Here is a 26,014-nt window from a genome sequence, read left to right as displayed (position 1 = left end):
GATGAATACGAAAAGCCCATTGGATCTGGACGCCGTTGACATCTATCTTGCCGCAAACCTCCGAGGGTATCGCGGCCCCCTGAAGGCCCACAAGTTCGATGTCGGGCAATCCAACCCGACTTTCGCACTAGAGACACCGGATCGCACTTACGTTTTGCGTCGTAAGCCTTTGGGAAAGATTCTGAAATCCGCGCATGCAGTGGAGCGTGAGTTTCGCGTGCAACAGGCGCTTGCAGGCAGTGACGTCCCGGTGCCCGAGATGTTTCTTTTATGCGAAGATACCTCAGTCATAGGGTCCGCTTTCTACGTGATGGAACACCTAGAGGGTCGTGTCTTCCTGGAACCAACCCTGACCGGTGAAAGCAACGAGGCGCGAACCGCCGTCATGGATGAAATGAACCGGGTGCTGGCCGCTTTGCATTCCGTCGATATCGAAGCGGTCGGCCTCGCCGACTATGGCCCGAGCGGCAACTACTTCGAACGTCAGATCGCGCGCTGGACGAAGCAGTTCCGCGCCTCCGAGACAAACAAGATTGCTCAAATGGATGCGCTGATCACAGGGTTGGAGGAGGCCTTGCCCGAAGACGATGGTCAGCGCACTCTTGTGCATGGCGATTATCGGATCGACAACTTGATGTTTGAACGCAACGGCACCCGGTGTATAGGCGTGCTGGATTGGGAGTTGTCGACGATCGGCCACCCTTACGCCGACCTTGCCGCGGTAATCATGCAGTGGCAGTTGCCTCCGGGTCCGGAAGGGCGGGGGCTGGCCGGGATTGACCGCAAAACCCTCGGATTGCCCAGTGATAGAGACTATATCGAGCAATATTGCGCCCGGCGCGGGCTGGCGGAAATCAAGGATTTTGGGTTCTATCTTGCCTTTAACTTCTTTCGCATGGCCGCCATTCTGCAGGGTGTCTACAAACGCGCGCTGGACGGCAACGCATCGGACCCGGGCCGGGCGAAACTGTTCGGTGACTACGTGCCGCTCTTTGCGCAGCATGGTTTGTCGGCTTTGGATGCCTAGGGCAGAGGGAACTTTGGAATGCCGGTTACGTTGGATCAAGACAGGTTGGATCGCGTTCGCCCGTGGATGCAACGCTATGTAGATCAACGAAAATATCCCGGCAGCTCAGTTCTTCTAAAACACAAAGGGCAGGAGGTCTTCTTCCACGCCTGCGGCCGGCGCAATATCGAATCCGAACTGCCTTTTGAGCGTGACACGCTGGTCCGTATCTACTCGATGACCAAACCGATCACCTCAGTTGCGGTGATGATGCTGGTCGAGCGTGGGTTGATTCACCTTGGCGCACCCTTGTCCGAATATCTGCCCGAATTTGCCGCGCCTCAAGCGTTGGTTCCCAATGCCGAGCGGTTGGATCAGACCGAAGCCGCGCCGCCGCCGACTCTTCATCAGCTTCTGACCCATACGAGCGGGTTCAGCTACCCATTCAATCACGGCCTCCTGCCATCGGCGATGGACGAGCGGGATATGATCTTCAAGCCCAATCAAGGGCTTCTGAAGGATAGAGTAAGTGATCTCGCCGAGCTGCCTCTGGCGTTTCAACCGGGCAGTCGGTGGGAGTATTCGGTCAGCACCGACGTCCTAGGTCGCGTTGTCGAAGTCGTCTCGGGAAAGACGTTGGACCGGTTCTTCCAGCAGGAGATCTTTGAGCCGCTCGGTATGCAAGAGACCGGTTTTGTGGTCCCGAAAGATGCGGGTGATAGATTTGCGTCGCTCTATACGCCTCTGGCCGGTGACGCGATGGATCTTAACTCGGCCGAACAGTCCGAGGATACGCTCAGGCTGGTGGATCAAGCGGGATCTTCGCCATTCGAAGCCACCACCACGTTCTCGGGCGGCGGCGGCTTGGTCGGAACGATCGATGACTATAGCCGGTTTGCTGAAATGCTGCGGAACCGAGGTCAGGCCGGTGGCGAACGGCTATTGGGTCCTAAAACGGTAGATTTCATGATGATCAATCACTTACCCGGCGATATTGCCTCAATGGGCCCCAATAGTTTTGCGGAACAACCGATGGTGGGTATGGGGTTCGGATTGGGCGGCTCTGTCGTGCTAAATCCGGGTCAAACTGGAGTACCTGGGTCTGTCGGGGATTTCAGTTGGGGTGGTATGGCCTCGACCTATTTCTGGATCGACCGGTCCTTGGATTTGACGGCTGTGTTCTTCACTCAATTGTCGCCGTCCAGCTCTTACCCGTCACGCGCCGAACTCAAGGCTCTGGTTTTGGGTGCGGTGATTGATTGATGTTGCGGGTGTTGGTACCTCATCCCCCAAATGAACAAGATCGAGCAACCCATGACCGAAGCTGAGCGCATTCTTCTGGACCTTCTGAACATCGATCGGCTTGAGGTCGACCTGTTCCGGGGCACTGGATCGGGTGGAGAGACACCCACGCGTATCTTTGGCGGTCAGGTCATCGCGCAGGCACTAGCAGCAGCTTACAGAACGGTCGATGACAGGCTCTGCCATTCCTTGCATGCTTATTTCATCCGTCCGGGTGACCCCAGTATTCCCGTTGTTTATCAAGTGGATCGTGCCAGAGACGGTGGATCTTTTACCACGCGGCGCGTTGTTGCGATCCAGCATGGTAAGCAGATCCTCAATATGTCTGCATCCTTTCATGTTGAGGATGAAGGGTGGTCTCATCAGCATCCGATGCCGTCTTCTGAGAGCCCGGAAACCCATCCATCGCGTAGCGAATTGCGCCATAAGTATGTGGATCAAGTCCCTGAAAAGATGAAAAAAGAATTGTTGCGCGAGCGGCCAATAGAAGTGCGCGAAGTGGACCATCTGGATCCATTTCGACCTGAAAATTCCGACGATCACAACAAGATCTGGTTCCGTATGCCCGGAGCGGCGTCAACCGACCCCCGTACGCAACATCTTATACTGGCCTATGCCTCAGATATGAGCCTGATGAGCTCCGGCATGCGGCCCCATGGGCTGAGTTGGTTCACGGGTCAGGTAAACGCAGCGAGCTTGGATCACGCGCTGTGGCTTCATGCGCCGGTGCGTTTTGAAAACTGGCATCTCTATGTGATGGAATCACCGTGGACGGGGCAGGGGCGGTCTTTCAATCGCGGCTCCATCTATTCCGAAGATGGCGTTCTGGTTGCGTCAGTTGCGCAAGAAGGGTTGATGCGGCGGCCGAATGGCCGTTCTTAAATATCGCCTATAAACTGTTGATTTAACTTGTTCATACCGATCAGCCATCGGTCATAGTCGGTCGTTTTTTGACGCATGTATTGAAGGACTTCGGGATGCGGCAGGATCAGGAATTGCTCGGCTCGAATACCGTCCACACAGGCCTGTGCGACATCCTCCGGCTCGAGCATTCCGTCGATAGCCGCGACCGAGGTTTCATGACCGCGTGTCATCTCGGATCTGACAGCTTGCGGGCAAAGCGCCGAAACCTTCAAACCCTTGTGGCCGTAGGTCAACGCCAACCATTCTGCAAAACCGATGGCCGCGTGTTTGGTGACGCCATACGGCGCCGCGCCGGGTTGGTTCAAAAGCCCGGCAGCCGACGCCGTGATGATGATGTAGCCACTGCCGCGCTCGACGAACCGTGGAACAAGGTGACGCGCCAACCAGACATGAGACATCACGTTGATGTCCCAAATGCGGTTCCAGTCTTCGTCTGGTACATCTAAGCCGCCGAGCGTCAGAATTCCAGCATTGGCGCAAAACAGGTCGATCGGAACGATCTCGTCCTCTACATACTCGATCAGGGCTTTGATCTGCGCTTCGCTGGAGACGTCACACGGAAATGCGTGCCCGCCGATTTCGTCCGCCAAGGCTTGCGCAGTTGCTCCGTCGATGTCGGAACAGACAACGGTTGCGCCATCTGCAGAGAACCTTTTAGCTAGACCTTTGCCTATACCGCCAGCTGCGCCGGTTATGACAACTGTCTTTCCGCTGAGTTCCAAATCGTTTTCCTCTGTGGTTGGGTTTGATTAGCGGTCATAATATTTACCATAATACCAATTACACGTATTACAGATTAGTGTCGCCCTAGATCAAACCCTATACCTAACCGCCTTTAAGACCTAGAAAAATGCCTGCAGCCCAGTTTGCGCACGCCCAAGGATAAGAGCGTGAACGTCATGAGTGCCCTCATAGGTGTTCACAGTCTCCAGATTGACCATGTGGCGGATAACCTGGAACTCCAGCGAGATACCGTTGCCGCCGTGCATGTCACGGGCCATGCGCGCGATGTCCAGCGCTTTGCCGCAGTTGTTGCGTTTGACGATTGAGACCATCTCGGGCGCCGCTTCGGCCTGATCCATCAGGCGACCGACGCGCAGGCTTGCTTGCAGAGCCAAAGCGATTTCGGTCTGCATGTCGGCCAGTTTGCGTTGGTATAGCTGCGTTTGCGCCAGCGGTTTGTTGAACTGCTTACGGTCTAGGCCATATTGCAGCGCTGCATGCCAGCAATGTTCGGCTGCACCCATCACGCCCCAGCTGATCCCATACCGCGCGCGGTTCAGACAGCCGAACGGGCCTTTCAGACCTTGCACGTGAGGTAGCAAAGCGCCCTCGCCTACCTCAACGCCATCCAGCACGATTTCTCCGGTGATCGAGGCCCGCAGGCTGAGTTTGTTTTCGATCTTCGGCGCAGACAGCCCGGGCTGACCCTTGTCCAGAACGAAGCCTCGGATCTTTCCGTCGTGCGCGTCTGACTTGGCCCAGACCACGAAGACATCCGCAATTGGCGCGTTCGAGATCCACATCTTGGTGCCAGTCAGGCGGTATCCGCCGTCGATCTTTTCGGCCCGTGTTTTCATGCCCGCGGGATCAGACCCAGCATCCGCCTCGGTCAGGCCGAAACAGCCGATCCATTCGCCCAAAGCAAGTTTCGGCAGGTATTTGCGGCGTTGTTCTTCGGAACCGTAGGCATAGATCGGGTACATCACCAGCGAGCTTTGCACCGACATCATTGAACGATAGCCCGAGTCCACGCGCTCAACTTCGCGCGCGACCAGGCCGTAGGAAACGTAGCCGCTGCCGAGACCGCCATATTCTTCTGGGATCGTGGTGCCCAGAAGGCCCATCTCGCCCATTTCGCGGAAAATCTCGGGGTCGGTTTCTTCGTTCTGAAACGCGGCGGTGACGCGCGGCTGCAGCTTTTCCTGCGCGTACGCGCGTGCGCTGTCGGCGATCATGCGCTCGTCTTCTGACAACTGGTCGGACAGGCGGAACGGATCGTCCCAGGCAAACTTACCCAGATCCGGCGCATCTTTTGCGCGCAAAGTCGGTTTGGTGGCAGGGGCGTTCATCGGGTGTCTCCGGTCTGTCTGAAGTTGCTGCACAGTAACGTGGCACTTCGAGGAAAAACAGCAAGAGTTTGACACCCGATTATGAGTAAATGTCATAGGTAGGGGGATACGCACCCCCTTCCCTTTCTATCCCAAGGCGTACCCTGCCCCGCGCACGGTCCGCACCGGATCATTCCCGCCATGCTGGGTCAGCGCCTTGCGCAAACGGCCGATATGCACATCGACCGTACGGGTGTCGACATAGATGTCGCGGCCCCAGACCCGGTCCAGCAATTGCTCACGGCTCCAGACCCGGCCGGGTTTTTCCATGAAGGTGCTGAGAAGGCGGAATTCGGTCGGACCCAGTTTCAGCGAATGACTGCCACGGCTGACCTTGTGAGTTTCGGAATCCAGTATGATATCGTCGAATTCCAGACGAATACCCACCGTGGCTGGGCGTACGCGGCGCAATTGGGTGCGCACGCGAGCCATGAGTTCCACGACTGAGTACGGCTTGACCACATAGTCATCTGCACCGGTCTCAAGGCCACGCACCTTGTCGACCTCTTCCGACCGCGCCGAGAGCATAATGATCGGAATAGAGCGGGTGTCTGGCCGTGTTTTCAGGCGTCGGCAGACCTCGATCCCGCTGAGATTGGGCATCATCCAGTCCAGAACGATGATGTCTGGGCTGTCCTCGTCTACCAACAACAGCGCCTCGTCACCGCTGGCGGCTTTCGAGACGCGAAAGCCTTCGGCCTCGAGGTTGTAGGCCAGCACTTCACGCTGGGCGAGCTCATCTTCGACCACCAGAACCGTTGGTTGATCTGCAGACATGGGAGGCGTCTCCTAGACGGTTTGCGACGTTGTGTCGGCCTTGGGGCGCGACTCGGTCGGGCGCTCGCCGGTGACCAGATACACAACCTGTTCGGCAATCGCGGTCACGTGGTCGCCCATGCGCTCGATGTTCTTTGCGATGAAATGCAGGTGCATGCAGGACGAAATGCTGCGCGGATCCTCGGCCATGAAGGTCAGGAATTCGCGGAACAATCCGTTATACATCTGGTCCACCTCTTCATCGCGGTCGATGACATCGGCGGCCAGTTCGGCATCCCGTTGAATATAGGCGTCCAAAGCGTCGCGCAGCATGACCTCAACCTCGCGCGCCATCCGGCGCAGCGCCGAGGCACTGCCGTTGATCTCGCCCGAGTTCACAAGCACCGTGGTCCGCTTGGCGATATTCTTGGAATAGTCGCCAATCCGTTCCAGGTTGGCCGAGACCTTCAGTACCGACAGCACCAACCGCAGGTCGCTTGCCGTGGGTGCGCGCAGGGCGATCAGGCGGGCGGTTTCTTCGTTGATGATGTCCTCGAGCGCGTCGATGGCTTTGTCGCCCTGACGCACCTGCTGTGCCAGTTCCTCGTCCCGCGTCTCTAGCGAGCGGGCGGCACCCATGATCGCGGCTTCGACCAGACCGCCCATCTTCATGATATGTGCCTGGATCGCTTCGAGATCGCGGTCGAAGACAGAGGCAATATGTTGTTCTGAATCGTTCATGTCGGAATACCTGTGCTCAGCCGATCCGGCCAGTGATGTAGCTTTCGGTGCGCGGGTCCACCGGGTTGGTGAAAATCTGTCCTGTTTCGCCGAACTCGACGAGGTTACCTAAGTGGAAAAAGGCTGTTTTCTGGCTGACACGCGCGGCCTGCTGCATTGAGTGGGTCACGATGACCACCGAATACTGAGCACGAAGTTCGTCAATCAACTCTTCGACCTGGGCAGTCGCAATCGGGTCCAGTGCCGAGCAAGGCTCGTCCATCAGCAGAACCTCCGGTTCTGTCGCCACGGCGCGTGCAATGCACAAGCGCTGCTGCTGACCGCCAGACAAGCCGGTGCCCGGAGCGTCCAGACGATCCTTGACCTCTTCCCAGATCGCACCGCGACGCAAGGATTTCTCGACGATCTCATCCAGTTCCGCTTTGTTCTTGGCAAGACCGTGGATTCGCGGGCCATAGGCCACATTGTCATAGATCGACTTCGGGAACGGGTTGGGTTTCTGGAACACCATCCCGACCTTGGCGCGCAGCTGAACCGGATCAACGCGTTTGTCGTAGATGTCTTCGCCGTCCAGTTTAAAGCTGCCTTCAACCCGCGCAACATCAATTGTGTCGTTCATCCGGTTCAAACAGCGCAGGAACGTGGATTTACCGCAGCCCGACGGACCGATGAAGGCTGTGACAGTCTTGTCTTCGATATCGACATTCACATCTTTGATGGCGTGAGTGTCACCGTAAAAGACTTGGCAGTCCCGGCACTCCAGCTTGATTTCATTGGTATCCACTTGTCTCTCCACTCGTGACATGTCGTTCATGGGTCTGCCCTTCTTACCAGCGGCGTTCAAAGCGGCGGCGCAGAATGATTGCGATGATGTTCATTGTCAGCAGGAAAATCAAAAGGATGATGATCCCGCCCCAAGCTTTTTCGTAGAAACCAACGTCTGCGCGCGCAGCCCAAGTGTAGATTTGGGCGGGCATAGCTGAGTTTGGTTCGGTGAACCCGGCAAGGAATCCATCTGGGTAGCCACGGGCAACAAAGCCCACCATCCCGATCAGCAAAAGCGGTGCGGTTTCCCCCAGCGCCTGCGCCAGACCAATGATTGTGCCGGTCAGGATACCGGGTGCGGCCAGCGGCAGAACGTGGTGGAAAACGGCCTGCATTTTGGAAGCCCCTACCCCAAGTGCGGCATCACGGATCGATGGCGGAACTGCTTTCAGCGACGCCCGGGTCGAGATGATGATCGTCGGCAAGGTCATCAAGGTCAGCACCAGACCACCGACCAGCGGGGCCGATTGCGGCAAGTGCATGAACTGAATGAAGACAGCCAGACCAAGGATACCAAACACGATCGAAGGAACCGCAGCCAGGTTCGAGATATTCACCTCAATGAGATCGGTGAACCTGTTTTGCGGCGCGAATTCTTCCAGATAGATCGACGCGGCTACGCCAATTGGCAGCGAAAGCGCCAGAACCACCAGCATCATGAAGAACGATCCAACAACCGAAGCACCAATGCCGGCGCCGCCAGGGTTGTCCACGCCCGAGTCTGCCCCGGTGATGAACGGCCAGTTGAAGACCTGTTTGATGATTCCAGCTTCCTTAAGTGCATCGACCAGATCCAGATCGCTTTTCTGGAGGAAGCGACTATCCTGTATGGTGTCACGCGACACCCGGCCCTTAAAGTATCCATCGACGCGGCTTGAGGCTGCTAGATCAAACTCGATAGGTTCGCCTAGTTTGTCCGGGTTGTCTGCATAGAAGGTCCGGATGGTTCCGCCAACTTTACCCAGCAGACGCTCAATTGCCGCTTCGTCGAAATCGACTTGGAGACCGCTTTCATCAAGCTCCTTGTTCAGAGCAGCAATGAACAGGTCCGAATAGGCTTTGGTTTTGAACAGCGTGCCTTCGGCCTCTTCCTGCTCTTGCTGGGTTAGGGTGAACTCTACGCTGACAACAGTCCGGGTGAAGGCCGGAATACCCTCGGACAGGATCGATGCGAACAGGACGATCAGGAAGAATAGCCCGGTCGCGATGGCAACGATACCATAGGCACGGAAGCGTTTTTCTGCCTTGGCGCGTTTGCGGGTCCGCGCATCATACGCAGTCAGGGAAACAGCTTGGCGACCCGTTTCTGGGGTTTGCATGCTTGCGTCGGTCATTCGTACTGCTCCCGGTACTTGCGCACGATGTAAAGGGCAAAGACGTTCAGGCCCAGCGTGACAACGAACAGTGTCATGCCAAGCGCGAAGGCAACCAGCGCTTCTGGAGAGGCAAAGTCTGCGTCGCCGGTCAGTTGGCTTACGATTTTTGCAGTGACGGTTGTCATCGCCTCAAACGGGTTGAGGCTAAGCCGCGCGGCCGCCCCTGCCCCCAAAACCACGATCATGGTTTCACCAATAGCACGTGAGGCTGCCAGCAGGATCGCACCGACGATGCCCGGTAGCGCGGCTGGCAGAACCACCTGGCGGATGGTTTCGGACTGCGTAGCGCCCAGGCCATAGGACCCGTCACGCATCGCTTGTGGCACGGCGTTGATGATGTCGTCGGATAGCGAAGACACAAAGGGGATCAGCATGATGCCCATCACCAGACCGGCTGTCATCACGGCGGTACCAGCCTTCATCCAGCCCAATCCATTATCACCAAAGACGTCCAACAAAAGAGGACCGACGGTCAGCAGGGCGAACAAGCCGTATACAATGGTTGGAATGCCCGCCAGAACTTCCAGCAACGGCTTGGCAACAGACCGCACGGCGGGCGATGCATATTCGCTGAGGTAAATCGCGGCAAACAGCCCAATTGGCACAGCCACCAGCAGAGCAACGATAGAGATATAGAGCGTGCCCCAAAGCAGCGGGATGATCCCAAGTTCCGACAACCCGCCCCGGCCCGAAAAGCTGGGCGACCAGGTCAGGCCAAAAAAGAACTCTGGCGCGGGGTAAAGCTTGAAAAACTCCCACGTATTGAAAACCAGTGACAGAACAATGCCAACGGTGGTCAGAATAGCAATCGAGGCCGCCGCTAGGAGCAAAAAGCGCACACCCTGCTCAACAACGTTGCGGGCGCGATAGTCCGCCTTGGTTTGCATCCAGCCTGCCCCGGCGCCAATCAGCGCCACCACCAGAACCACGACGGTCATGATTCCATATCCGGTTGCATTTAATGCGCGATGGCTCTGTGCCGCGTTCAGCACCGGTTGGGTGATATCGGATGTAACCACCTGACCCGCATCTTTCAGATTCTGAGTCACTTCGGTCAGATCGGCTTGGGGGTCACTAGCGTCTGCTTCGGTCATATTCCCCTGCGACACAGCGGCTTGAAGTCCGCTAGCCGTGCGACGCACCTCGGCCATGACCAAACTTAGAGAGGAACCCTCTTTGACTGATGTATCGGGGATCATGCCCGAGACCTTGGAATTCACATACAACGGCTGAACCAGCAGCCAGATAATGAGAAGGCCAAAAGCCGGGACAATTGTCTTCAAAAGAACATTTGCGCCGTAATAGGCTGGCAGCGAATGCAAGTCTCGCGGTTCGCCTCCTGCGCTTTGAATTGCGCGGGCCCGTCCCAGAACATAGCCGAGCACAGCGATCGCCAAAACGATCAGAACAAGCCAAAATATCGGCATCATATCCCCACTATTCTTGACTGGGCAAAAGTCGCAGAAAGGGACGGCGAATTCCGCCGCCCCAAACATTCATCCATAGATCGGCTTAGCTGCCCGAACCCATGGTCACTTCGTTGTTGATCGCTTCCTGAGTTTTTGCCAGCTCAGGGTCGGCAACCAGACCATAGTTGGCCAGCGGGCTCGAGGGGCCAGCGATTTCGTCTGCGACGAAGAACTGAGCGTATTCTTTCAGACCAGGGATCACGCCAATGTGGGCTTTTTTCACGTAGAAGAACAACGGACGCGATACAGGGTATTCACCGGTCGAGATGGTCTCGGTCGATGGTGCGATACCCGACATGGTCGCAACTTTCAGCTTGTCGGTGTTGTTCTCGTAGAACGCCAAACCGAAGACGCCGATGCCGTTCGGGTTGGTGTCGATACGAGCCAGGGTCTCGGTGTAGTCACCGTCGATGTCGACTGATTTGCCATCGGTACGAACAGCCAAGCATGCATCTTCCGCGTCATCTTCGCTCATGCCGCCAGCGATCATCGCTTCCATGGCGCCAGTTGCTTCACAGCCGATCAGCAGAACTTTCTCTTCGAACACTTCACGGGTGCCGTGTTTGGTACCGGGGATGAAGCCCGCGATTTCAACGTCAGGCAGGTCGCCGTTGAACTCGGCCCAAGTGTTGTATGGGTTGTCGACAATCTCGCCGTCTTTCAGAACCTTCGCGCCTAGAGCGTTGAAGATGTCCGAAGGCTCAAACGCGTTGAAGGCCGGGCCGGTCTGCTGGCTGGCGAACACGATGCCGTCATAGCCGATGCGGACTTCCATGATGTCGGTCACGCCGTTTTCGGCACAGGCTTTGATCTCTTTTTCACGGATGGCGCGCGATGCGTTTGCAACGTCGATGGTGTTTTCGCCAACACCTTCACAGAAACGCTTCAGGCCAGCCGACGAACCGCCGGATTCAACAACAGGTGTCGGGAAGTCGGTGTTTTCACCGAACAGTTCCGCAACGATCGAGGCATAAGGCAGAACGGTCGACGAACCGGCAACCTGAACGTTGTCACGCGCAGCAGCAGCAGTGGCCGAGACAGCAGCGATAGCCAGCGCAGAAGCCGACAGTTTTACAAAGGACATTTCAGTCTCCCTGAGGATTGGGTTTTCGATCACCCCCATGATGATCTTGCGCGAACCACTAGGCCCCGTGCGTAAGGCTTTTGTGACAGGTACGTAACAGTTTTATGACAAGCCGGGTTTTTCTTGCGCCCTGCTGTCATAAAACTTTTGGCACGGCCATGATGGATTTACGGAAACCCGCCCTTTAGCGCGGTAAAATCACTGTAAAAACAGTGCCTTTTCCCAAATCGCTTTCCACCCGAAGCCGTCCGCGGTGACGGTTGACGATATGCTTCACAATCGCGAGTCCAAGCCCGGTTCCTCCCAATTGGCGCGATCTGTGACTGTCGGCGCGATAGAACCGCTCGGTGAGTCGCGGCAGGTGAATGGAATCAATGCCAGGCCCTCGATCGATGATCTGCACCCGGACTGCCGGGCCACGCATGGCCGTATCCCTCTCTGAGGTGGTCACGCGCAATTCGACACTGCCGCCGCTGCCGCCATATTTGATGCCGTTCTCGACCAGATTGGTAAACACCTGACGCAACTGATCGCTGTCGCCGGTCATAGTCACCGGATCCTCAGGCGCATCAAGCGTCAGCACCACCTCGGCATCATCGGCCAGAGGGCGCATTGAGTTCAGCGTGGAATGCAGCAGGCCCGTCAGTTCCACTTCCTCTTTCGGGCGCACGCGTTCCTCGCTTTCGACCCGGTTGAGCGACAGAAGATCGCCGACAAGGCGGTTCATGCGGTTTGCCTCATCCGTCATGATCTGCAGAAATCGCTCGCGCGCGGCAGCGTCATCGCGGGCCGGACCCCGCAGGGTTTCGATGAAGCCCATAAGGGCGGTCAGAGGGGTGCGGAGTTCATGACTGACATTGGCGACGAAATCGCGACGCATCTGGCTGGCTTGTTCCAGATGCGTGATGTCCTGAAAGATCGCCAACACCGCCCCGCCCGACACCGCGCCGATGCCGTTCATATAGCGGCAGACCACCTCGAAGGTCGTATCCTGCGCGCCATCATTTGAAAGGTGCCGCGTTTTGGCCGGACCCTTACTGCGCAGGCTTTGTTCAATCGCTTCAATAACCTGAGGCTGCCTGAGGATCGTCGCAAAGTGGCGGCCCGTTATATTCTGGCTTAGCAGGGTTTTGGCGTCGGTATTGGCGGCGATGATCCGTTCGGTCTGGTCGACCAGAAGCGCGGGCATCGGAATGGCCGATACATATTCTTCCAGAAGGTTTTCAGCCATGTCCGATTGATTTCCTGCCGCTTAAGCCAACGGTTTCAGGGTTTCCCTGAATTTGCGCATGTTCTGTTGATAGTGCAGCGCGCTGAGCGTGTTCCGCTGGGCTGCGGCCTCATCCAGCTGCCGCACCACCTTGCCCGGAGACCCCATGACCAGCGAGTTGTCAGGGATCTCTTTGTTTTCCGTGATCAGTGCCCCTGCCCCGATCAGGCAGTTCTTGCCGATCTTCGCCCCGTTCAGAATGATCGCCCCCATCCCGATGAGAGAGTTCTCAGCGATCGTGCAGCCATGCAGCATGACTTTGTGCCCAATGGTACAGTTCGCCTCGATGGTCAGCGGAAAACCAGGGTCGACATGCATGACGCAGTGCTCTTGAACATTACTGCCCGCACAGACGCGGATTTCTTCGTGTTCCGCCCGGATCGTGCAGCCAAACCAGACCGAGGCGCCCTCTTCCAATACCACTTTGCCGATCAGATTGGCGTCCGGCGCGACCCAGGTGTCTTCGTGGATTTGGGGCGTGTGATCTCCCAGTGCGTAGATCGTCATGACTGCTCCTCGAATTCCATCTGCAGGGTGCGGACGTGGTTTTGCAGTTTCGGTTGCTGTATGCGACGCATCCGTTCGGCGCTGACGATGGTCTTCAGCTTTTCCTCTGTCGAATCCAGATCGTCATTCACCAATACATAGTCGTAGTAGCCCCAGTGGCTGATCTCATCCCAGCTTTTCAGCATGCGCTTGCCGATCACATCGGCGCTGTCCTGAGCCCGGCTTTCCAACCGGCGGCGTAGTTCTGGGATCGAGGGCGGCAGGATGAAGATCGACAGCGCGTGTTTGCCCAGATCTGAGTTTCGGATTTGCACCTCGCCCTGCCAGTCCACGTCGAACAGCACATCCTTGCCGGATTCGATGGACTCGCGCACCGGGCCGGCGGGTGAGCCATAGAAGTTGCCGAAGACATGCGCGTGTTCCAGCATTTGCCCATCGGCCACCTGCTGTTTGAACTCGTCTTCCGACAAGAAGTAGTATTCGCGGCCATGTTCTTCACCCGGACGTGGTTCGCGGGTTGTGGCCGAGATCGAGAATTCGAGGTCGGTATCCCAGGCCATCAGTCTGCGGGCCAATGTGGATTTGCCCGCGCCCGAAGGGGATGACAGGATGATAAGGAGGCCGCGGCGATCTGCCATGTCAGTTCTTCCTACTTTTATTCAACGTTTTGTACCTGCTCTCGCATCTGGTCGATCACCGCTTTCAACTCCAACCCGACCGAGGTCAGATCGGCGCTTTGCGCCTTGGAGCAGAGGGTGTTGGCCTCCCGGTTAAACTCCTGCATAAGGAAATCCAACTTGCGACCAACCGCGCCATCCTGCGCCAGAAGGTCCCGCGTGGCGGTGACATGGGCGCTGAGGCGGTCGATTTCTTCGGTGATGTCGGCCTTGACGGCGATCAGGGCGAGTTCCTGCGCCACTCTCTCAGGTTCGACTCCTTGGGCGTTGTCCAACACGCGGGCGAGGTTTTCGCGCAGCGCCTCGGCCATCTTGTCCTTGCGCTGTTCGGCCAGTTCGGCGGCCTTCGACGTCAATGCCGCGACCTGATCCAGCTGAGACGCCAGGATCGCGGCCAAAGCTTCACCCTCGGTCTGACGCATGTCGAGAAACGCGGCCAGAAGCGGAGTGAATTCGGTGGTCATCTGCGCGACCAGCGGCGCGGGATCGTCTGCCTCGGCCCCCGCATCCAGCATGCCTTTGAGGGTCAACAGATCACTCGCCTTGGAGGGGGCAAGTGCAATCCCCCTTGCCTCGGCCATGAGCTGTGTCTGTTGCAAGGCATCCAAGGCCGCCGACATCGCAACCGAATTTAACGCCAGATCCGGCTGAGATTCGTCCCGGCTGATCCGCAACGACAGGGTCACATTGCCCCGGCTCAACGATTTGGACAGAACACCCCGCAACGCGGCCTCAAGCCCGGTCAGCCAGTCGGGGACGCGGATGCGCATGTCCAGCCCCTTGCCGTTCACGCTGCGCAGCTCCCATGTCCAGCTATGGGGGCCGAATTCTCCCTTGCCCGAGGCGAACCCGGTCATGGATTTGATCATCACTGCCCTTTCCATCGCTGTCAGTCTTCGTGTCTGCCGCACCTAATGCCATTGCCCGGTGCAGAGCAAGAGTTTGCTGAGACCGCCTCTGTCCGACAGAAGTTAACCATTCGTTAAAGAATTACTCCAAAATTGACTTAACCCATGTCAATCATGTCTCTAGCTCGGTCGTTTGGCCGAAAATGCCTCCGATATGTTGCATTTTATGAAAATGACGGTGATTAGGCGCTAGGGTAATGAAAATGGGAACCTTTTTCGGGACTGGCTCGAAGTCCAAACTTGGAAAGATTGTCGCAATGGATCGCTTTGACAGCGGGTGCAGCCTCTCACCGATCCGTCAGGCCGAGGCCTACTGGACCGCGTTGCTTGACGGGAATGGCGTGCCCATGCGGTCGCAGATTGATCCGCGCGGGCTTGAGAATATTCTGGAATACACCTTCATTCTCGAGCGGATTGCCCCCGGTCTGGCCCGGTTTCGCCTTGCGGGCAGCCACCTGAACAAGCTGGCCGGGATGGAAGTGCGGGGCATGCCTCTGACCGCGTTTTTCGATCCCGAGGCGCGTAAGGCAGCCACGAATGCTCTAGAGCAGGTCTTTGCCAACCCCGCAATTGCCGAATTGGATATGGTGTCCAGGGGCGCGTTCGGGCGCGCCCGGATGCAGGCGCGTATGCTGCTTTTGCCGCTGAAAAGCGATCTGGGGGATGTCAGCCGCGTTATGGGCGTCATGGTCAGTGACGGCGCGATCGGAGCGACCCCGCGCCGCTTCTCGATCCAAGACAGCCGGATCAAACCGGTGAGCGAGGTTCAGGCGCCGGCCAAGCCAAAGCTGGAAGTCACGGACGGTTTTGCTGAGGGCTTTGCCGAGGGCAAGGCAGAGTTCAAACGCCCCAAAGGGCACCTCAGGCTGGTTGCATCGCGCGACGACTGATCCAAAGAAAAACGGCGGGCTAAGGACCCGCCGTTTTCTTTGATTGATTGAACCTTAGCTTGCTTCGCGCTTGGTGCGGTCGCGGCGCAGGTTGGTCAGTTCTTCGGCGACCAGGAAGGCCAGTTCCAACGATTGCGACGCGTTCAAACGCGGGTCGCACGCCGTGTGGTACCGGTCCGAGAGGTCCTCTTCGGTCACGGCACGCACGCCGCCGGTGCATTCGGTGACGTCCAGACCGGTCATCTCGAAATGCACACCACCGGGGATGGTGCCTTCGGCCTGATGCACGCCAAAGAAGTCGCGCACTTCGCGCAGGACCGAATCGAACGGGCGAGTTTTGTACCCGGTGGCCGATTTGATCGTATTGCCGTGCATCGGGTCGCAGACCCAAGTGACCTTGGCGCCCTCTTCCTTGACCGCTTTGACCAGACGCGGCAGATGCTCACCTGCCTTGCCTGCACCGAAGCGGGCGATCAGGGTCAGACGACCCTCTTCGTTTTCGGGGTTCAGCTTGGACATCAGAACCTTGAGGTCTTCGGCCGTTGTGGTCGGGCCACATTTCAGACCGATCGGGTTCTGAACGCCACGGCAGAATTCCACATGCGCGCCGTCGGGCTGACGGGTGCGGTCGCCGATCCAGATCATGTGACCGGAACCTGCCAGCCAGTTGCCCGAAGTCGAATCCAGACGGGTCAGCGCCTCTTCATATTCCAGCAGCAGCCCTTCGTGGCTGGTGTAGAACTCAACGGTCGAGAACTCATGCGTTGTCTCAGCCGTGATGCCCGCCGCGCCCATGAAGTCGATCGTGTCCTGAATGCGGTCGGCGATCTCGGAGTATTTCTGAACGTCCTGTTCATCCGTGAAGCCCAGCGTCCAAGAATGCACACGGCTCATGTCGGCGAAACCACCGGTCGAGAACGCGCGCAGCAGGTTCAGCGTGGCGGCGGCCTGTGTGTAGGCCTGCAGCATCTTGGACGGATTCGGAATCCGCGCCTCGGGCGTGAAGTCCAGCTCGTTGATGATGTCGCCACGGTAGCTGGGCAGCTCAACGCCATCCACAACCTCGGTCGGTGCGCTACGCGGTTTGGCAAACTGCCCAGCCATACGGCCCACTTTGACCACCGGCACCTTGGCGCCATAGGTCAAAACCATCGCCATTTGCAGCATCACTTTGAACGTGTCACGGATCGCATCCGCGCTGAATTGTTCAAAGCTTTCAGCACAATCCCCGCCCTGCAACAGGAAAGCCTCGCCGCGACCGGCGGCACCCAGATGTTGCTTGAGACGCCGCGCCTCACCGGCAAAGACCAGCGGGGGATACTGCGAAAGCTGCGCCTCGACTTTGGCCAGCGCGGCCGCGTCGGTATAGTCTGGCATCTGAACCCGGGGCTTGTTGCGCCAGTTCGATTTTTGCCATTCGGTCATAGCCTTGATCTCCGCTGATAGTATTCAGGTGGTCTCTATACAAAAAGCCGGGAAGAGAGACCATATCCGATTTGCGGCTCTTGACGTCGTAAACAAGCTTTGATCATGGTATCTGTCAAATCATGCGCGCCCAAGGCGCATCGGCCACCGAATCAAGGACAAAAACCCATGCAAGAACAACGCCAAGTTGTCAAAGTCGACGGTAACGTCGACAAGCCGATCAATTTTGTATTCGTCTTATTGGATGGATTTTCGCTTTTGTCCTTTGCGTCGGCTCTGGACAGCCTGCGCATTGCCAATCGTATGGCTGATAAGCCTGTCTATACGTGGTCTTTGATCGGTGAAGGTGGCGATACAATTACCTGCTCGGCAGGCACGACTTTCAAGCTGGATCAGGACCTGATTGAGCTGCAGCGTGATGACATCGTTCTGATCTGCGGCGGGGTCGAGGTAAAAACCGCAACCACCAAAAAGATTCTGAACTGGATGCGGCGCGAGGCCCGCAAGGGGCTGAGGATCGGTGGTTTGTGTACGGCAGCCTATTCGCTTGCCAAGGCGGGGCTGCTGGAGGGTAAGCGTGCGACGATCCACTGGGAGAACTCGGACAGCTTCATTGAAGAGTTCGACAATGTGGAACTGACCAAATCCGTGTTTCAGGTCGACGGCAACCGGATGACCACCGCGGGGGGCACCTCATCCATCGATCTTATGCTGAAGCTGATCGCGAATGACTATGGCGAGGGTCTGGCCAGCGCGGTGGCCGATCAGATGATCTATTCTTCGATCCGCACAGATCAGGACACACAGCGCTTGTCTACGCCCACCCGAATTGGGGTCCGGCATCCAAAGCTGAGCCAGGTCATTCTGATGATGGAAAAGAACATTGAAGAGCCGATCTCGCCTTCGATTCTGGCCAAGGATGTCGGCATGTCGACCCGTCAACTGGAGCGTCTGTTCCGTCGCTACCTGAGCCGCTCACCCAAGCGGTACTACATGGAGTTGCGGTTGCACAAAGCCCGCAACCTGCTGATGCAGACGGATATGAGCGTGATCAACGTAGCTCTGGCCTGCGGATTTGCCTCTCCGAGCCATTTCTCGAAATGCTACCGGGCGCATTACAACACCACGCCTTACCGTGAGCGTGGGGCTCAATCGGGGCGGCTGTCCGTCTGACGCGGGCTAAAGAGTTTTTGCAAAATAGTGCAGATGGGGCCTGAGCATGGGCTGATCCAGATAGGTCGTCGTCTCAATGGGTTCGGACATTTCGACAAATCCCAGTTTCGGATACAGGTCCCTCATTTCGACATTCGGAGTAAGCGTGTCAGCTACAAGGCGCTTTAACCCCAACGTGCGGGCTGCGTCTTCTCGGGCTTGTATCATGGCACGCCCCGCACCTGTGCCGCGGGCGGCTTCGGTCACGAACACGCGTTTCAATTCGCCGGTGTCCTGATTCAGGCGTTTCATCATGCCACAGCCGATGATCTTGCCCGCGCTGTCTCGCGCCAGAACCAGGCAACCGTTTGGCGGCAGATAGTCTTCTGAGTGTGCCCAAAACTCGGCCAGCGCGCTTTGCGGCGCAGCCGGATCGATGTTAAACCCCATGGCCGTCATGCGCTCTACGATCAACGCATAATATTGGGACAGGATGCCGTTCAACTCATCCTGATCTGGCAGCGTGTCACACATTTCAATCGAAAAGTCGCACAATGGACCGCACCCTCAGATGGTTTCTTGGCACAGGATCAAGCTCGGTTTCGCGGCAACAGTCAAGGAGGGCGAGTACAGATCTACCGATCCGGGGAAAGCCGGAAAACTGCGCCATTGCCTACGGAAATGAACCAGATCGACCCGTCTGGGGCCTCAACGATGTCCCGGACGCGTTCTGTTTCGGGACCTTTGATCTGCTCGACCTCGCGCAGTGAGTTGCCCTCCAGCCGCGCGATATAGTCAAACTTGAGCGATCCCACGAAGATGTCGCCCCTCCATTCCGGCCAGAGCGCACCGGAATAGACCATCAAGCCCGAGGGCGCGATGGAGGGGTCCCAATAGTGGCGCGGCTGTTCCATCCCTTCTTTGGCAGTGCCTTCGCCTATCGTCTTGCCCGAGTAGTGCTTGCCATAGGAAATGACTGGCCAACCGTAATTTAGCCCCGGTTGCACGAGGTTAACCTCGTCCCCTCCGCGCGCGCCATGCTCGGATGTCCAAAGACGCCCCTGCGCATCCAGATCGGCACCCTGAGGATTGCGGTGCCCGTAGGACCAGATCTCGGGCCGAATATCCGCCTGCCCGACAAACGGGTTGTCTGCAGGAACCGAGCCATCCCGATTGATGCGGATAATCGATCCGATTGGGTTTGAGCGGTCCTGAGCCTGCGGCCGATCCCCCCGATCCCCGATGGTGACAAACAAACTGCCGTCCTCTGCCTCAACCACCCGAGAGCCAAAGTGACGCCCGCCCGAGCCTCCGGGCGTTGCCTCAAACAGGATGCGCGTGTTGGTCAGGCGCTTGCCGTTCTCCGACAGTCGCGCGACGGCCAGCGCGGTGCCAGCTCCAGTGCTCTGAGGTTTCGAGAAGGTCAGAAAAACCTCGCGCGTCTGTGGGAAGTCCCTCGCGATGGTCACGTCCAGCAAGCCGCCCTGCCCTCTGGCGGCCACTTTCGGAACCCCCTTCACTTTTTGAGATTTCCCGTCCGACACATAAAGCACATCGCCATCCCGTTCGGTCACCAGAAACGATCCATCGGGCAGGATGCCGACGGCCCAGGGCGCATCCAGTCCCTCGATCATCGGCTCGATCTGAACCGTACCTTGGGATGTCTCAAGCTCCTCAGCGCAGGCGAGACCTGTGCTGATCATCAAGGCAAGAATCGCAAAGGGTTTGAGCGTCATGGGTCTTCCTTTCGGACTGACAGCGTTATCACCATGAGAACAAATAGGATTATGGAGCGTAAAAACACGATTGCGTTAGGACTTTTCTTTTCCGGATTGCTTGCCTAGGGTCATGCGCAGAACGAATACGTTCACAATAGGGAGTAACCATATGAAAAAGCTGCTGACTGCAACTGCAGCCTCCGCTCTGCTGGCGGGTACCGCAATGGCCGAAGACGTCAAGCTGGGCGTTCTGTTCGGCTTCACCGGCCCGATTGAATCGCTGGCACCTGCCATGGGTTCGGGCGCCGAGATGGCGATGGCCGAAGTCACCGAATCCGGCAAGCTGCTGGACGGAGCAACCGTGACTGCAACCCGCGCAGATACCGGCTGTATCGACAACGGCCTGTCCACGTCGAACGGCGAGCGCATGATCGCTGACGGCGTTGCTGGCATCATCGGCGGTGACTGCTCGGGCGTGACTGGCGCGATCCTGCAGAACGTCGCGATTCCGAACGGCATGGTGATGATCTCGCCATCGGCCACCTCGCCCGGTCTGTCGACCATGGAAGACAATGGCCTGTTCTTCCGTACCGCGCCATCGGATGCGCGTGAAGGTCAGGTGATGGCCGACATCCTGAACGATCGCGGGATCAGCTCGATCGCTCTGACCTACACCAACAACGACTACGGCAAGGGTCTGGCGGATGCGATCCAGTCCTCGTTCGAGGCTTCGGGTGGTGAAGTGACCATCGTCGCAGCCCACGAAGACGGCAAGGCCGACTACTCGGCCGAAGTTGGTGCGTTGGCCTCGGCCGGTGGCGACATTCTGGTCGTTGCGGGCTACCTGGACCAAGGTGGTCTGGGCATCATCCAGTCGGCTCTGGACAGCGGTGCGTTTGACACGTTCGGTCTGCCCGGCGGCATGATCGGTGACTCGCTGCCTGCCAATGTCGGTCCAGACCTGAACGGCTCGTTCGGTCAGATTGCTGGCTCGGGTGGTGAAGGTGCTGAGAAGTACTTTGCCATGGCCGAAGCTGCAGGTTTCGACGGCTCGTCGCCCTACTCGCCTGAATCCTATGACGCCGCTGCCTTGTTCATGCTGGCCATGCAGGCCGCAGGTTCGACCAACCCAGCGGACTATGGCTCCAAGATCATGGACGTCGCCAACGAACCTGGTGAGAAGATCTATCCGGGTGAGCTGGCCAAGGGTCTGGAACTGCTCGCTGCCGGTCAGGAGATCGACTATGTCGGTGCCTCCGGTGTTGAGTTGATCGGCCCCGGTGAAAGCGCAGGATCCTACCGTGAGATCGAAGTCACCGACGGCGAGAACAAAACCGTCAACTTCCGTTGATCCAAGTTTATCAGTCATAAAAACAAGCAGCCCGGGCCTTGTGTCCGGGCTGTTTCAATGACAAAAGCCCGCACCATTCGCACAGGGATGTGGCAACAACGCCGGAAAACGGCGGCTAGGGGAAAAAATGATCGTCGTCGAAGACGTGCATAAGCATTTCGGCGGGTTTCATGCGGTGGACGGGGCATCGCTGGAAATCCAAAAGGGCTCGATCACCGGTCTGATCGGACCGAACGGGGCCGGAAAAACCACTTTGTTCAATGTGATCGCGGGTGTCTTGCCTCCAACCAGCGGCAAGGTGGTGATGGATGGTGAGGATATCACCGGCCTGCCCCCGCATGAGCTGTTTCACAAGGGCCTGCTGCGTACCTTCCAGATCGCGCATGAGTTCTCGTCAATGACCTGCCGCGAGAACCTGATGATGGTGCCCGGCGCGCAATCCGGGGAATCGCTTTGGAACACATGGTTCGGTCGCAAACGGATTGCTGATGAGGAACGCGCGCTTCGGGCCAAGGCTGATGAGGTACTGGAGTTCCTGACAATCGAGCATCTGGCCGACCATAAGGCGGGTCAGGTCTCGGGTGGACAGAAGAAGTTGCTGGAGCTTGGTCGCACCATGATGGTCGACGCCAAGATCGTGTTTCTGGATGAGGTTGGCGCGGGTGTGAACCGTACCCTGCTGATGACCATTGGCGACACGATCCTGCGTCTGAACAATGAACGTGGCTATACTTTCGTCGTCATCGAGCATGACATGGATTTCATCGGCAAAATCTGCGATCCGGTCATCTGTATGGCCGAGGGCAAGGTGCTGGCCGAGGGAACCCTGGACGAGATCAAAGCCAATGAACACGTGATCGAGGCCTATCTGGGCACCGGCCTGAAAAACAAAGACAAGCTGGAGGCCGGGGCGTGAGCGATAATCCTTATCACGACGACAAAGGCAACAAGGACGCGTCGATCACGAACACGCATGGCGTCGGCATCATGACCCCGGCCCATCGCAAAAGCGGCGCGACACAAAAGGTCGATGGTGGGCCATTTCTGATCGGCGACACGATGACGGGTGGCTACGGCAAGGGGCCGGACATTCTGCACGACTGCACCATCGCCGTCGACCGGGGCGAGATTGCGGTCATCGTCGGGCCCAATGGTGCGGGCAAGTCCACTGCGATGAAGGCCGTATTCGGCATGCTGGATGTGCGCTCGGGCGCGGTTCGGTTGGACGGCGAGGATATCACCGCGCTTACGCCGCAGGATCGGGTAATGCGTGGGATGGGTTTTGTGCCGCAGACTTCAAACATCTTCACCTCGATGACGGTGGAAGAGAACCTTGAGATGGGTGCCTTTATCCGCCGAGACGATTTCTCGGACACGATGGAGCAGGTCTATGAGCTGTTCCCCATCCTGCGCGACAAACGCCATCAGGCGGCCGGAGAACTGTCAGGCGGTCAGCGCCAGCAGGTCGCCGTGGGCCGCGCTTTGATGACTCAGCCGAAAGTGCTGATGCTGGATGAACCGACTGCCGGTGTTTCGCCCATCGTGATGGATGAGTTGTTTGATCGGATCATCGAGGTCTCGCGCACCGGGTTGCCGATCCTGATGGTCGAACAGAATGCCCGTCAGGCCTTGGAGATCGCGGACAAGGGATATGTGCTGGTTCAGGGGCGGAACGCCTATACCGGTACGGGCAAGGAACTTCTGGCCGATCCCGAAGTGCGTAAGAGTTTCTTGGGGGGGTGAGGTGAGGTCCGCAATGACGATCGCATTTGCCTCAATGTGCAGTACGGCTTGGGCGGCGCCATGCATTCTACAAGAGGCCTGCGCAGGCGTGCAAAACTGTGAAGGTGGGGAACTCATGCTTGAGCTGTTAGGCACCCCGCCCGAGCTTATAGAAAGTAACTATGGTGACTTTTCAGTCGATCAGATCGCCAAGGCCGGTGATATCACCTCCAAAATTGGCTTGTCTGATGGGCAAGAGTGGACGGCCGTTTCACGAAGCGACTTGCTGACGGCGTCCCGGATCGAAGACGAAAAACATGAGTATATGTATGTGACCAAGACTTCGACCACCGATCTAACCGTGACCTTATTAACCCAACCGCTGCGTTATGCCGACTATACGAAAGCTAACAACGGACGACGCGCGTTCTCTGGTAAATGCGAGCAGGAGTTTTAATGGACTTCCTCAACGCCCTTGTGGCGCTTTCCAACTTCGTCCTTGTTCCCGCAATCGCCTATGGCAGCCAGTTGGCGCTGGGTGCTTTGGGGGTGACGCTGATCTATGGCATCCTACGGTTCTCGAACTTTGCTCATGGCGACACCATGGCCTTTGGCGCTATGATTGCGGTTCTGGTCACGTGGGGTTTGCAAGCAGCAGGGGTCAGTTTCGGGCCGTTGCCGACGGCTCTGCTCGCCCTGCCCTTTGCCATTTTGGGCTGTATCGTTTTGGTGCTGATCACCGACCGGCTGGTTTATCGCTTCTACCGCGAACAAAAGGCCAAACCGGTCATTCTGGTGATCGTGTCCATGGGCGTGATGTTCATCATGAACGGCATCGTCCGCTTCATCATCGGGCCGGATGATCAGAGGTTCTCCGACGGCGCGCGGTTCTTGATCAAGGCGCGGGATTTCAAAGAATGGACCGGGCTGAACGAAGGGCTCGCGATCAAGACCTCTCAGGCCATCACGGTCGTTGTGGCGGTGATCGCCGTGGCCGCTCTGTTCTGGTTTTTGAACAAAACCCGGACCGGCAAATCGATGCGCGCCTATTCGGATAATGAGGATCTGGCGCTTCTGTCCGGCATCAACCCCGAGCGTGTAGTGATGATCACCTGGATCATCGTGGCCGCACTGGCGACCACGGCGGGCGTGCTTTATGGCCTCGACAAGAGCTTCAAACCCTTCGTCTATTTTCAGCTTCTGCTGCCGATTTTTGCCTCGGCCATTGTCGGAGGCTTGGGCAACCCCCTGGGTGCGATCGCGGGTGGGTTCATTATTGCGTTTTCCGAAGTGACCATCACCTACGCCTGGAAGAAGGTGTTGACCTATCTGGCTCCGGAAAATCTGGAACCGTCAGGATTGGTTCAGTTCCTCTCTACCGATTACAAATTCGCCGTCAGCTTTGCCATCCTGCTGATTGTGCTTCTGTTTAAGCCCACGGGCCTGTTCAAAGGAAAATCGGTATGAGCGAGGTTACCAAGAACACCCTGCTTTTCGTCACTGTTGGCGCGCTGATCCTTTTGACCGGCTTCACGCAAAGCTGGAACGCGGCAATCCTGATCCTGAACATGGGGTTGATCTCGGCCATCATGTCGATCGGTGTGAACCTGCAATGGGGCTTTGCGGGCCTGTTTAACGTCGGCGTCATGGGCTTTGTGGCTTTGGGTGGGCTGGCGGTCGTCTTGATCTCAACCCCGCCAACGCCCGGAGCATGGTCCGAGGGCGGCTATGGCGTCATCCTGGCGCTTCTTCTGGGGGCCGCGACCGTTGTTGCGACCGTCATGGTGGCGCAGAAGATGCCGAAAGGGCGCGCGCGGACGCTGGCTATCGTCGGAATCCTCATCGTCGGATTCTTTGTGTACCGTGCGATCTTTGATCCGAACGTTGCCGCGATTGAGGCAATTGATCCAGCCGTTGCCGGCAATATCGGTGGTCTGAACCTGCCGGTTTTGCTCGCCTGGCCTGCAGGAGGGCTACTGGCCGCAGGTGCCGCATGGCTGATCGGCAAGACGGCTCTGGGTTTGCGCTCGGATTATCTGGCGATTGCGACACTTGGTATTGCCGAGATCATTATTGCCGTCATGAAGAACGAGGACTGGCTGGCCCGTGGCGTCAAGAATGTCTATGGCATCCCGCGCCCCTCGCCCGTGGTGGGCTATGAGGTTGAGCTGCAGCAAAACCCCTCGTTCCTTGCGCGGGCGGATTGGCTGGGGCTTGATCCGGTGATCGCCTCGACCCTTTCGGTCAAGCTGGGTTATTCGCTGCTGTTCCTGATCGTTCTATTAGTGCTGCTCTGGATGGCGCAGATGGCGCTGAAAAGCCCATGGGGCCGGATGATGCGCGCCATTCGCGACAATGAGGTCGCAGCTGAGGCGATGGGTAAAGATGTCACCCGCCGCCACCTACAAATATTTGTGCTTGGCTCTGCCATTTGCGGTATCGCGGGCGCGATGATGACTACGCTGGACGGTCAGCTGACGCCGGGTACCTACAACCCCCTGCGGTTCACCTTCCTTGTCTGGGTGATGGTGATTGTCGGTGGCTCTGGCAACAATTTCGGCGCCGTGCTGGGTGCGTTCCTGATCTGGTTCCTGTGGGTCCAGGTCGAGCCGATGGGCCTTTGGCTGATGAACCTGATTACCTCGGGCATGCCCGACGGCAGCGCGCTGAAGGCGCATCTGATCGAAAGTGCTGCGCATATGCGCTTGTTTACGATGGGTCTGGTTTTGCTGATTGTTCTCAGATTCAGCCCCCGAGGGCTGATCCCCGAGCAATAAACCCAACACAATCACAATACAGA

At 57.6% G+C, this 26,014-nt stretch carries 26 protein-coding genes; 11 read left to right on the top strand and 15 right to left on the bottom strand.

Annotated features, from left to right (window positions below; all coding sequences use genetic code 11):
- Position 1: 1 nt before the first annotated feature.
- From ACR0KL_RS00910 to ACR0KL_RS00900, 3 genes are read left to right on the top strand one after another with little or no spacing between them, the layout of a single operon-like run.
- The gene (locus ACR0KL_RS00910; protein WP_170676053.1) at positions 2–1,027 is read left to right on the top strand and encodes a phosphotransferase family protein; all 1,026 of its coding nucleotides are present in this window, start codon (positions 2–4) and stop codon (positions 1,025–1,027) included.
- Positions 1,028–1,045: 18 nt separating this feature from the next.
- Positions 1,046–2,269 carry a serine hydrolase domain-containing protein gene (locus ACR0KL_RS00905; protein WP_480554386.1) on the top strand — a complete coding sequence of 408 codons (1,224 nt, stop codon included), beginning with the start codon at positions 1,046–1,048 and terminating at the stop codon, positions 2,267–2,269.
- Positions 2,270–2,320: 51 nt separating this feature from the next.
- Positions 2,321–3,190, top strand: a complete 870-nt coding sequence (locus ACR0KL_RS00900; RefSeq protein WP_480776547.1) for an acyl-CoA thioesterase — start codon at positions 2,321–2,323, stop codon at positions 3,188–3,190.
- Here ACR0KL_RS00900 and ACR0KL_RS00895 read toward each other — a convergent pair.
- The 12 genes from ACR0KL_RS00895 to ACR0KL_RS00840 form a co-directional block, all read right to left on the bottom strand.
- Positions 3,187–3,954, bottom strand: a complete 768-nt coding sequence (locus ACR0KL_RS00895; protein WP_480776546.1) for an SDR family oxidoreductase — start codon at positions 3,952–3,954, stop codon at positions 3,187–3,189. The genes ACR0KL_RS00900 and ACR0KL_RS00895 overlap by 4 nt on opposite strands.
- Before the next feature lie 120 nt (positions 3,955–4,074).
- Complete coding sequence (locus ACR0KL_RS00890; RefSeq protein ID WP_170676051.1) at positions 4,075–5,304, bottom strand: acyl-CoA dehydrogenase; 1,230 nt, start codon at positions 5,302–5,304, stop codon at positions 4,075–4,077.
- A gap of 126 nt (positions 5,305–5,430) precedes the next feature.
- Positions 5,431–6,120, bottom strand: a complete 690-nt coding sequence (gene phoB, locus ACR0KL_RS00885) for a phosphate regulon transcriptional regulator PhoB (protein ID WP_170373721.1) — start codon at positions 6,118–6,120, stop codon at positions 5,431–5,433.
- A 12-nt stretch (positions 6,121–6,132) separates the two neighbouring features.
- On the bottom strand, positions 6,133–6,840 hold the full coding sequence (gene phoU / locus ACR0KL_RS00880; RefSeq protein WP_170373720.1) for a phosphate signaling complex protein PhoU: 708 nt from the start codon (positions 6,838–6,840) through the stop codon (positions 6,133–6,135).
- A 16-nt stretch (positions 6,841–6,856) separates the two neighbouring features.
- Complete coding sequence (pstB, locus tag ACR0KL_RS00875; RefSeq protein WP_170373719.1) at positions 6,857–7,654, bottom strand: phosphate ABC transporter ATP-binding protein PstB; 798 nt, start codon at positions 7,652–7,654, stop codon at positions 6,857–6,859.
- 13 nt (positions 7,655–7,667) lie between these two features.
- Entirely contained in the window at positions 7,668–8,999 is a 1,332-nt protein-coding gene (gene pstA / locus ACR0KL_RS00870; protein ID WP_170676050.1) for a phosphate ABC transporter permease PstA, read from the bottom strand.
- On the bottom strand, positions 8,996–10,468 hold the full coding sequence (gene pstC / locus ACR0KL_RS00865; RefSeq protein ID WP_170676148.1) for a phosphate ABC transporter permease subunit PstC: 1,473 nt from the start codon (positions 10,466–10,468) through the stop codon (positions 8,996–8,998). Before pstC ends, pstA begins: the two co-directional genes overlap by 4 nt.
- An 85-nt stretch (positions 10,469–10,553) precedes the next feature.
- A complete protein-coding gene (locus tag ACR0KL_RS00860) occupies positions 10,554–11,594 on the bottom strand; it encodes a substrate-binding domain-containing protein (RefSeq protein ID WP_170676049.1) in 1,041 nt (346 codons plus the stop codon).
- Between the two features lie 184 nt (positions 11,595–11,778).
- Positions 11,779–12,825, bottom strand: a complete 1,047-nt coding sequence (locus tag ACR0KL_RS00855; RefSeq protein WP_170676048.1) for an ATP-binding protein — start codon at positions 12,823–12,825, stop codon at positions 11,779–11,781.
- Between the two features lie 21 nt (positions 12,826–12,846).
- Complete coding sequence (locus tag ACR0KL_RS00850) at positions 12,847–13,371, bottom strand: gamma carbonic anhydrase family protein (protein WP_170676047.1); 525 nt, start codon at positions 13,369–13,371, stop codon at positions 12,847–12,849.
- Positions 13,368–14,009, bottom strand: a complete 642-nt coding sequence (gene gmk / locus ACR0KL_RS00845) for a guanylate kinase (RefSeq protein ID WP_170487126.1) — start codon at positions 14,007–14,009, stop codon at positions 13,368–13,370. Before gmk ends, ACR0KL_RS00850 begins: the two co-directional genes overlap by 4 nt.
- A 17-nt stretch (positions 14,010–14,026) precedes the next feature.
- Positions 14,027–14,917, bottom strand: coding sequence for a YicC/YloC family endoribonuclease (locus tag ACR0KL_RS00840; protein WP_170676046.1), 891 nt, complete (start codon positions 14,915–14,917; stop codon positions 14,027–14,029).
- A gap of 296 nt (positions 14,918–15,213) precedes the next feature.
- Between ACR0KL_RS00840 and ACR0KL_RS00835 the strand changes: the two genes are divergently transcribed.
- A complete protein-coding gene (locus ACR0KL_RS00835; RefSeq protein ID WP_480554383.1) occupies positions 15,214–15,846 on the top strand; it encodes a PAS domain-containing protein in 633 nt (210 codons plus the stop codon).
- A gap of 54 nt (positions 15,847–15,900) precedes the next feature.
- On the opposite strand, the gene ACR0KL_RS00830 is transcribed toward ACR0KL_RS00835, so the two are convergent.
- Complete coding sequence (locus tag ACR0KL_RS00830) at positions 15,901–17,271, bottom strand: class II 3-deoxy-7-phosphoheptulonate synthase (protein ID WP_170373710.1); 1,371 nt, start codon at positions 17,269–17,271, stop codon at positions 15,901–15,903.
- 168 nt (positions 17,272–17,439) lie between these two features.
- Between ACR0KL_RS00830 and ACR0KL_RS00825 the strand changes: the two genes are divergently transcribed.
- Positions 17,440–18,444, top strand: a complete 1,005-nt coding sequence (locus ACR0KL_RS00825) for a GlxA family transcriptional regulator (RefSeq protein ID WP_170548735.1) — start codon at positions 17,440–17,442, stop codon at positions 18,442–18,444.
- Positions 18,445–18,450: 6 nt separating this feature from the next.
- Here the strand turns inward: ACR0KL_RS00825 and ACR0KL_RS00820 are convergent, their stop codons facing one another.
- The gene (locus ACR0KL_RS00820; RefSeq protein ID WP_480776545.1) at positions 18,451–18,978 is read right to left on the bottom strand and encodes a GNAT family N-acetyltransferase; all 528 of its coding nucleotides are present in this window, start codon (positions 18,976–18,978) and stop codon (positions 18,451–18,453) included.
- Between the two features lie 80 nt (positions 18,979–19,058).
- Positions 19,059–20,159 (bottom strand): PQQ-dependent sugar dehydrogenase, encoded by a 1,101-nt coding sequence (locus tag ACR0KL_RS00815; RefSeq protein WP_170676044.1) that lies wholly within the window; start codon positions 20,157–20,159, stop codon positions 19,059–19,061.
- Between the two features lie 151 nt (positions 20,160–20,310).
- Between ACR0KL_RS00815 and ACR0KL_RS00810 the strand changes: the two genes are divergently transcribed.
- From ACR0KL_RS00810 to ACR0KL_RS00785, 6 genes are all read left to right on the top strand, one after another.
- Positions 20,311–21,492: an ABC transporter substrate-binding protein gene (locus ACR0KL_RS00810; RefSeq protein WP_170458188.1), complete on the top strand. Its 1,182-nt coding sequence runs from the start codon at positions 20,311–20,313 to the stop codon at positions 21,490–21,492.
- 127 nt (positions 21,493–21,619) lie between these two features.
- Entirely contained in the window at positions 21,620–22,408 is a 789-nt protein-coding gene (locus tag ACR0KL_RS00805; RefSeq protein WP_480776544.1) for an ABC transporter ATP-binding protein, read from the top strand.
- A complete protein-coding gene (locus ACR0KL_RS00800) occupies positions 22,405–23,235 on the top strand; it encodes an ABC transporter ATP-binding protein (protein WP_170676043.1) in 831 nt (276 codons plus the stop codon). The genes ACR0KL_RS00805 and ACR0KL_RS00800 overlap by 4 nt, the downstream gene beginning before the upstream one ends.
- Positions 23,236–23,248: 13 nt before the next feature.
- A complete protein-coding gene (locus ACR0KL_RS00795) occupies positions 23,249–23,671 on the top strand; it encodes a hypothetical protein (protein WP_170638715.1) in 423 nt (140 codons plus the stop codon).
- On the top strand, positions 23,671–24,681 hold the full coding sequence (locus tag ACR0KL_RS00790; RefSeq protein ID WP_170638716.1) for a branched-chain amino acid ABC transporter permease: 1,011 nt from the start codon (positions 23,671–23,673) through the stop codon (positions 24,679–24,681). Before ACR0KL_RS00795 ends, ACR0KL_RS00790 begins: the two co-directional genes overlap by 1 nt.
- The gene (locus tag ACR0KL_RS00785; protein ID WP_480776543.1) at positions 24,678–25,991 is read left to right on the top strand and encodes a branched-chain amino acid ABC transporter permease; all 1,314 of its coding nucleotides are present in this window, start codon (positions 24,678–24,680) and stop codon (positions 25,989–25,991) included. The genes ACR0KL_RS00790 and ACR0KL_RS00785 overlap by 4 nt, the downstream gene beginning before the upstream one ends.
- Positions 25,992–26,014: the final 23 nt, after the last annotated feature.

Source organism: Ruegeria sp. C8 (assembly GCF_056537565.1).
The sequence above is the reverse complement of the archived record's forward strand: the minus strand, read 5'-3'. Positions and strand labels throughout refer to the sequence as shown.

Bases quoted from the DNA above. Each gene is read 5' to 3' on its own strand.
- ACR0KL_RS00910 (WP_170676053.1), top strand. From the start codon at position 2: ATGAATACGAAAAGCCCATTGGATCTGGACGCCGTTGACATCTATCTT.
- ACR0KL_RS00905 (WP_480554386.1), top strand. From the start codon at position 1,046: ATGCCGGTTACGTTGGATCAAGACAGGTTGGATCGCGTTCGCCCGTGG.
- ACR0KL_RS00900 (WP_480776547.1), top strand. From the start codon at position 2,321: ATGACCGAAGCTGAGCGCATTCTTCTGGACCTTCTGAACATCGATCGG.
- ACR0KL_RS00890 (WP_170676051.1), bottom strand. From the start codon at position 5,304: ATGAACGCCCCTGCCACCAAACCGACTTTGCGCGCAAAAGATGCGCCG.
- phoB (WP_170373721.1), bottom strand. From the start codon at position 6,120: ATGTCTGCAGATCAACCAACGGTTCTGGTGGTCGAAGATGAGCTCGCC.
- phoU (WP_170373720.1), bottom strand. From the start codon at position 6,840: ATGAACGATTCAGAACAACATATTGCCTCTGTCTTCGACCGCGATCTC.
- pstB (WP_170373719.1), bottom strand. From the start codon at position 7,654: ATGAACGACATGTCACGAGTGGAGAGACAAGTGGATACCAATGAAATC.
- pstA (WP_170676050.1), bottom strand. From the start codon at position 8,999: ATGACCGACGCAAGCATGCAAACCCCAGAAACGGGTCGCCAAGCTGTT.
- pstC (WP_170676148.1), bottom strand. From the start codon at position 10,468: ATGCCGATATTTTGGCTTGTTCTGATCGTTTTGGCGATCGCTGTGCTC.
- ACR0KL_RS00860 (WP_170676049.1), bottom strand. From the start codon at position 11,594: ATGTCCTTTGTAAAACTGTCGGCTTCTGCGCTGGCTATCGCTGCTGTC.
- ACR0KL_RS00855 (WP_170676048.1), bottom strand. From the start codon at position 12,825: ATGGCTGAAAACCTTCTGGAAGAATATGTATCGGCCATTCCGATGCCC.
- ACR0KL_RS00850 (WP_170676047.1), bottom strand. From the start codon at position 13,371: ATGACGATCTACGCACTGGGAGATCACACGCCCCAAATCCACGAAGAC.
- gmk (WP_170487126.1), bottom strand. From the start codon at position 14,009: ATGGCAGATCGCCGCGGCCTCCTTATCATCCTGTCATCCCCTTCGGGC.
- ACR0KL_RS00840 (WP_170676046.1), bottom strand. From the start codon at position 14,917: ATGATCAAATCCATGACCGGGTTCGCCTCGGGCAAGGGAGAATTCGGC.
- ACR0KL_RS00835 (WP_480554383.1), top strand. From the start codon at position 15,214: ATGGATCGCTTTGACAGCGGGTGCAGCCTCTCACCGATCCGTCAGGCC.
- ACR0KL_RS00830 (WP_170373710.1), bottom strand. From the start codon at position 17,271: ATGACCGAATGGCAAAAATCGAACTGGCGCAACAAGCCCCGGGTTCAG.
- ACR0KL_RS00825 (WP_170548735.1), top strand. From the start codon at position 17,440: ATGCAAGAACAACGCCAAGTTGTCAAAGTCGACGGTAACGTCGACAAG.
- ACR0KL_RS00815 (WP_170676044.1), bottom strand. From the start codon at position 20,159: ATGACGCTCAAACCCTTTGCGATTCTTGCCTTGATGATCAGCACAGGT.
- ACR0KL_RS00810 (WP_170458188.1), top strand. From the start codon at position 20,311: ATGAAAAAGCTGCTGACTGCAACTGCAGCCTCCGCTCTGCTGGCGGGT.
- ACR0KL_RS00805 (WP_480776544.1), top strand. From the start codon at position 21,620: ATGATCGTCGTCGAAGACGTGCATAAGCATTTCGGCGGGTTTCATGCG.
- ACR0KL_RS00795 (WP_170638715.1), top strand. From the start codon at position 23,249: ATGACGATCGCATTTGCCTCAATGTGCAGTACGGCTTGGGCGGCGCCA.
- ACR0KL_RS00790 (WP_170638716.1), top strand. From the start codon at position 23,671: ATGGACTTCCTCAACGCCCTTGTGGCGCTTTCCAACTTCGTCCTTGTT.
- ACR0KL_RS00785 (WP_480776543.1), top strand. From the start codon at position 24,678: ATGAGCGAGGTTACCAAGAACACCCTGCTTTTCGTCACTGTTGGCGCG.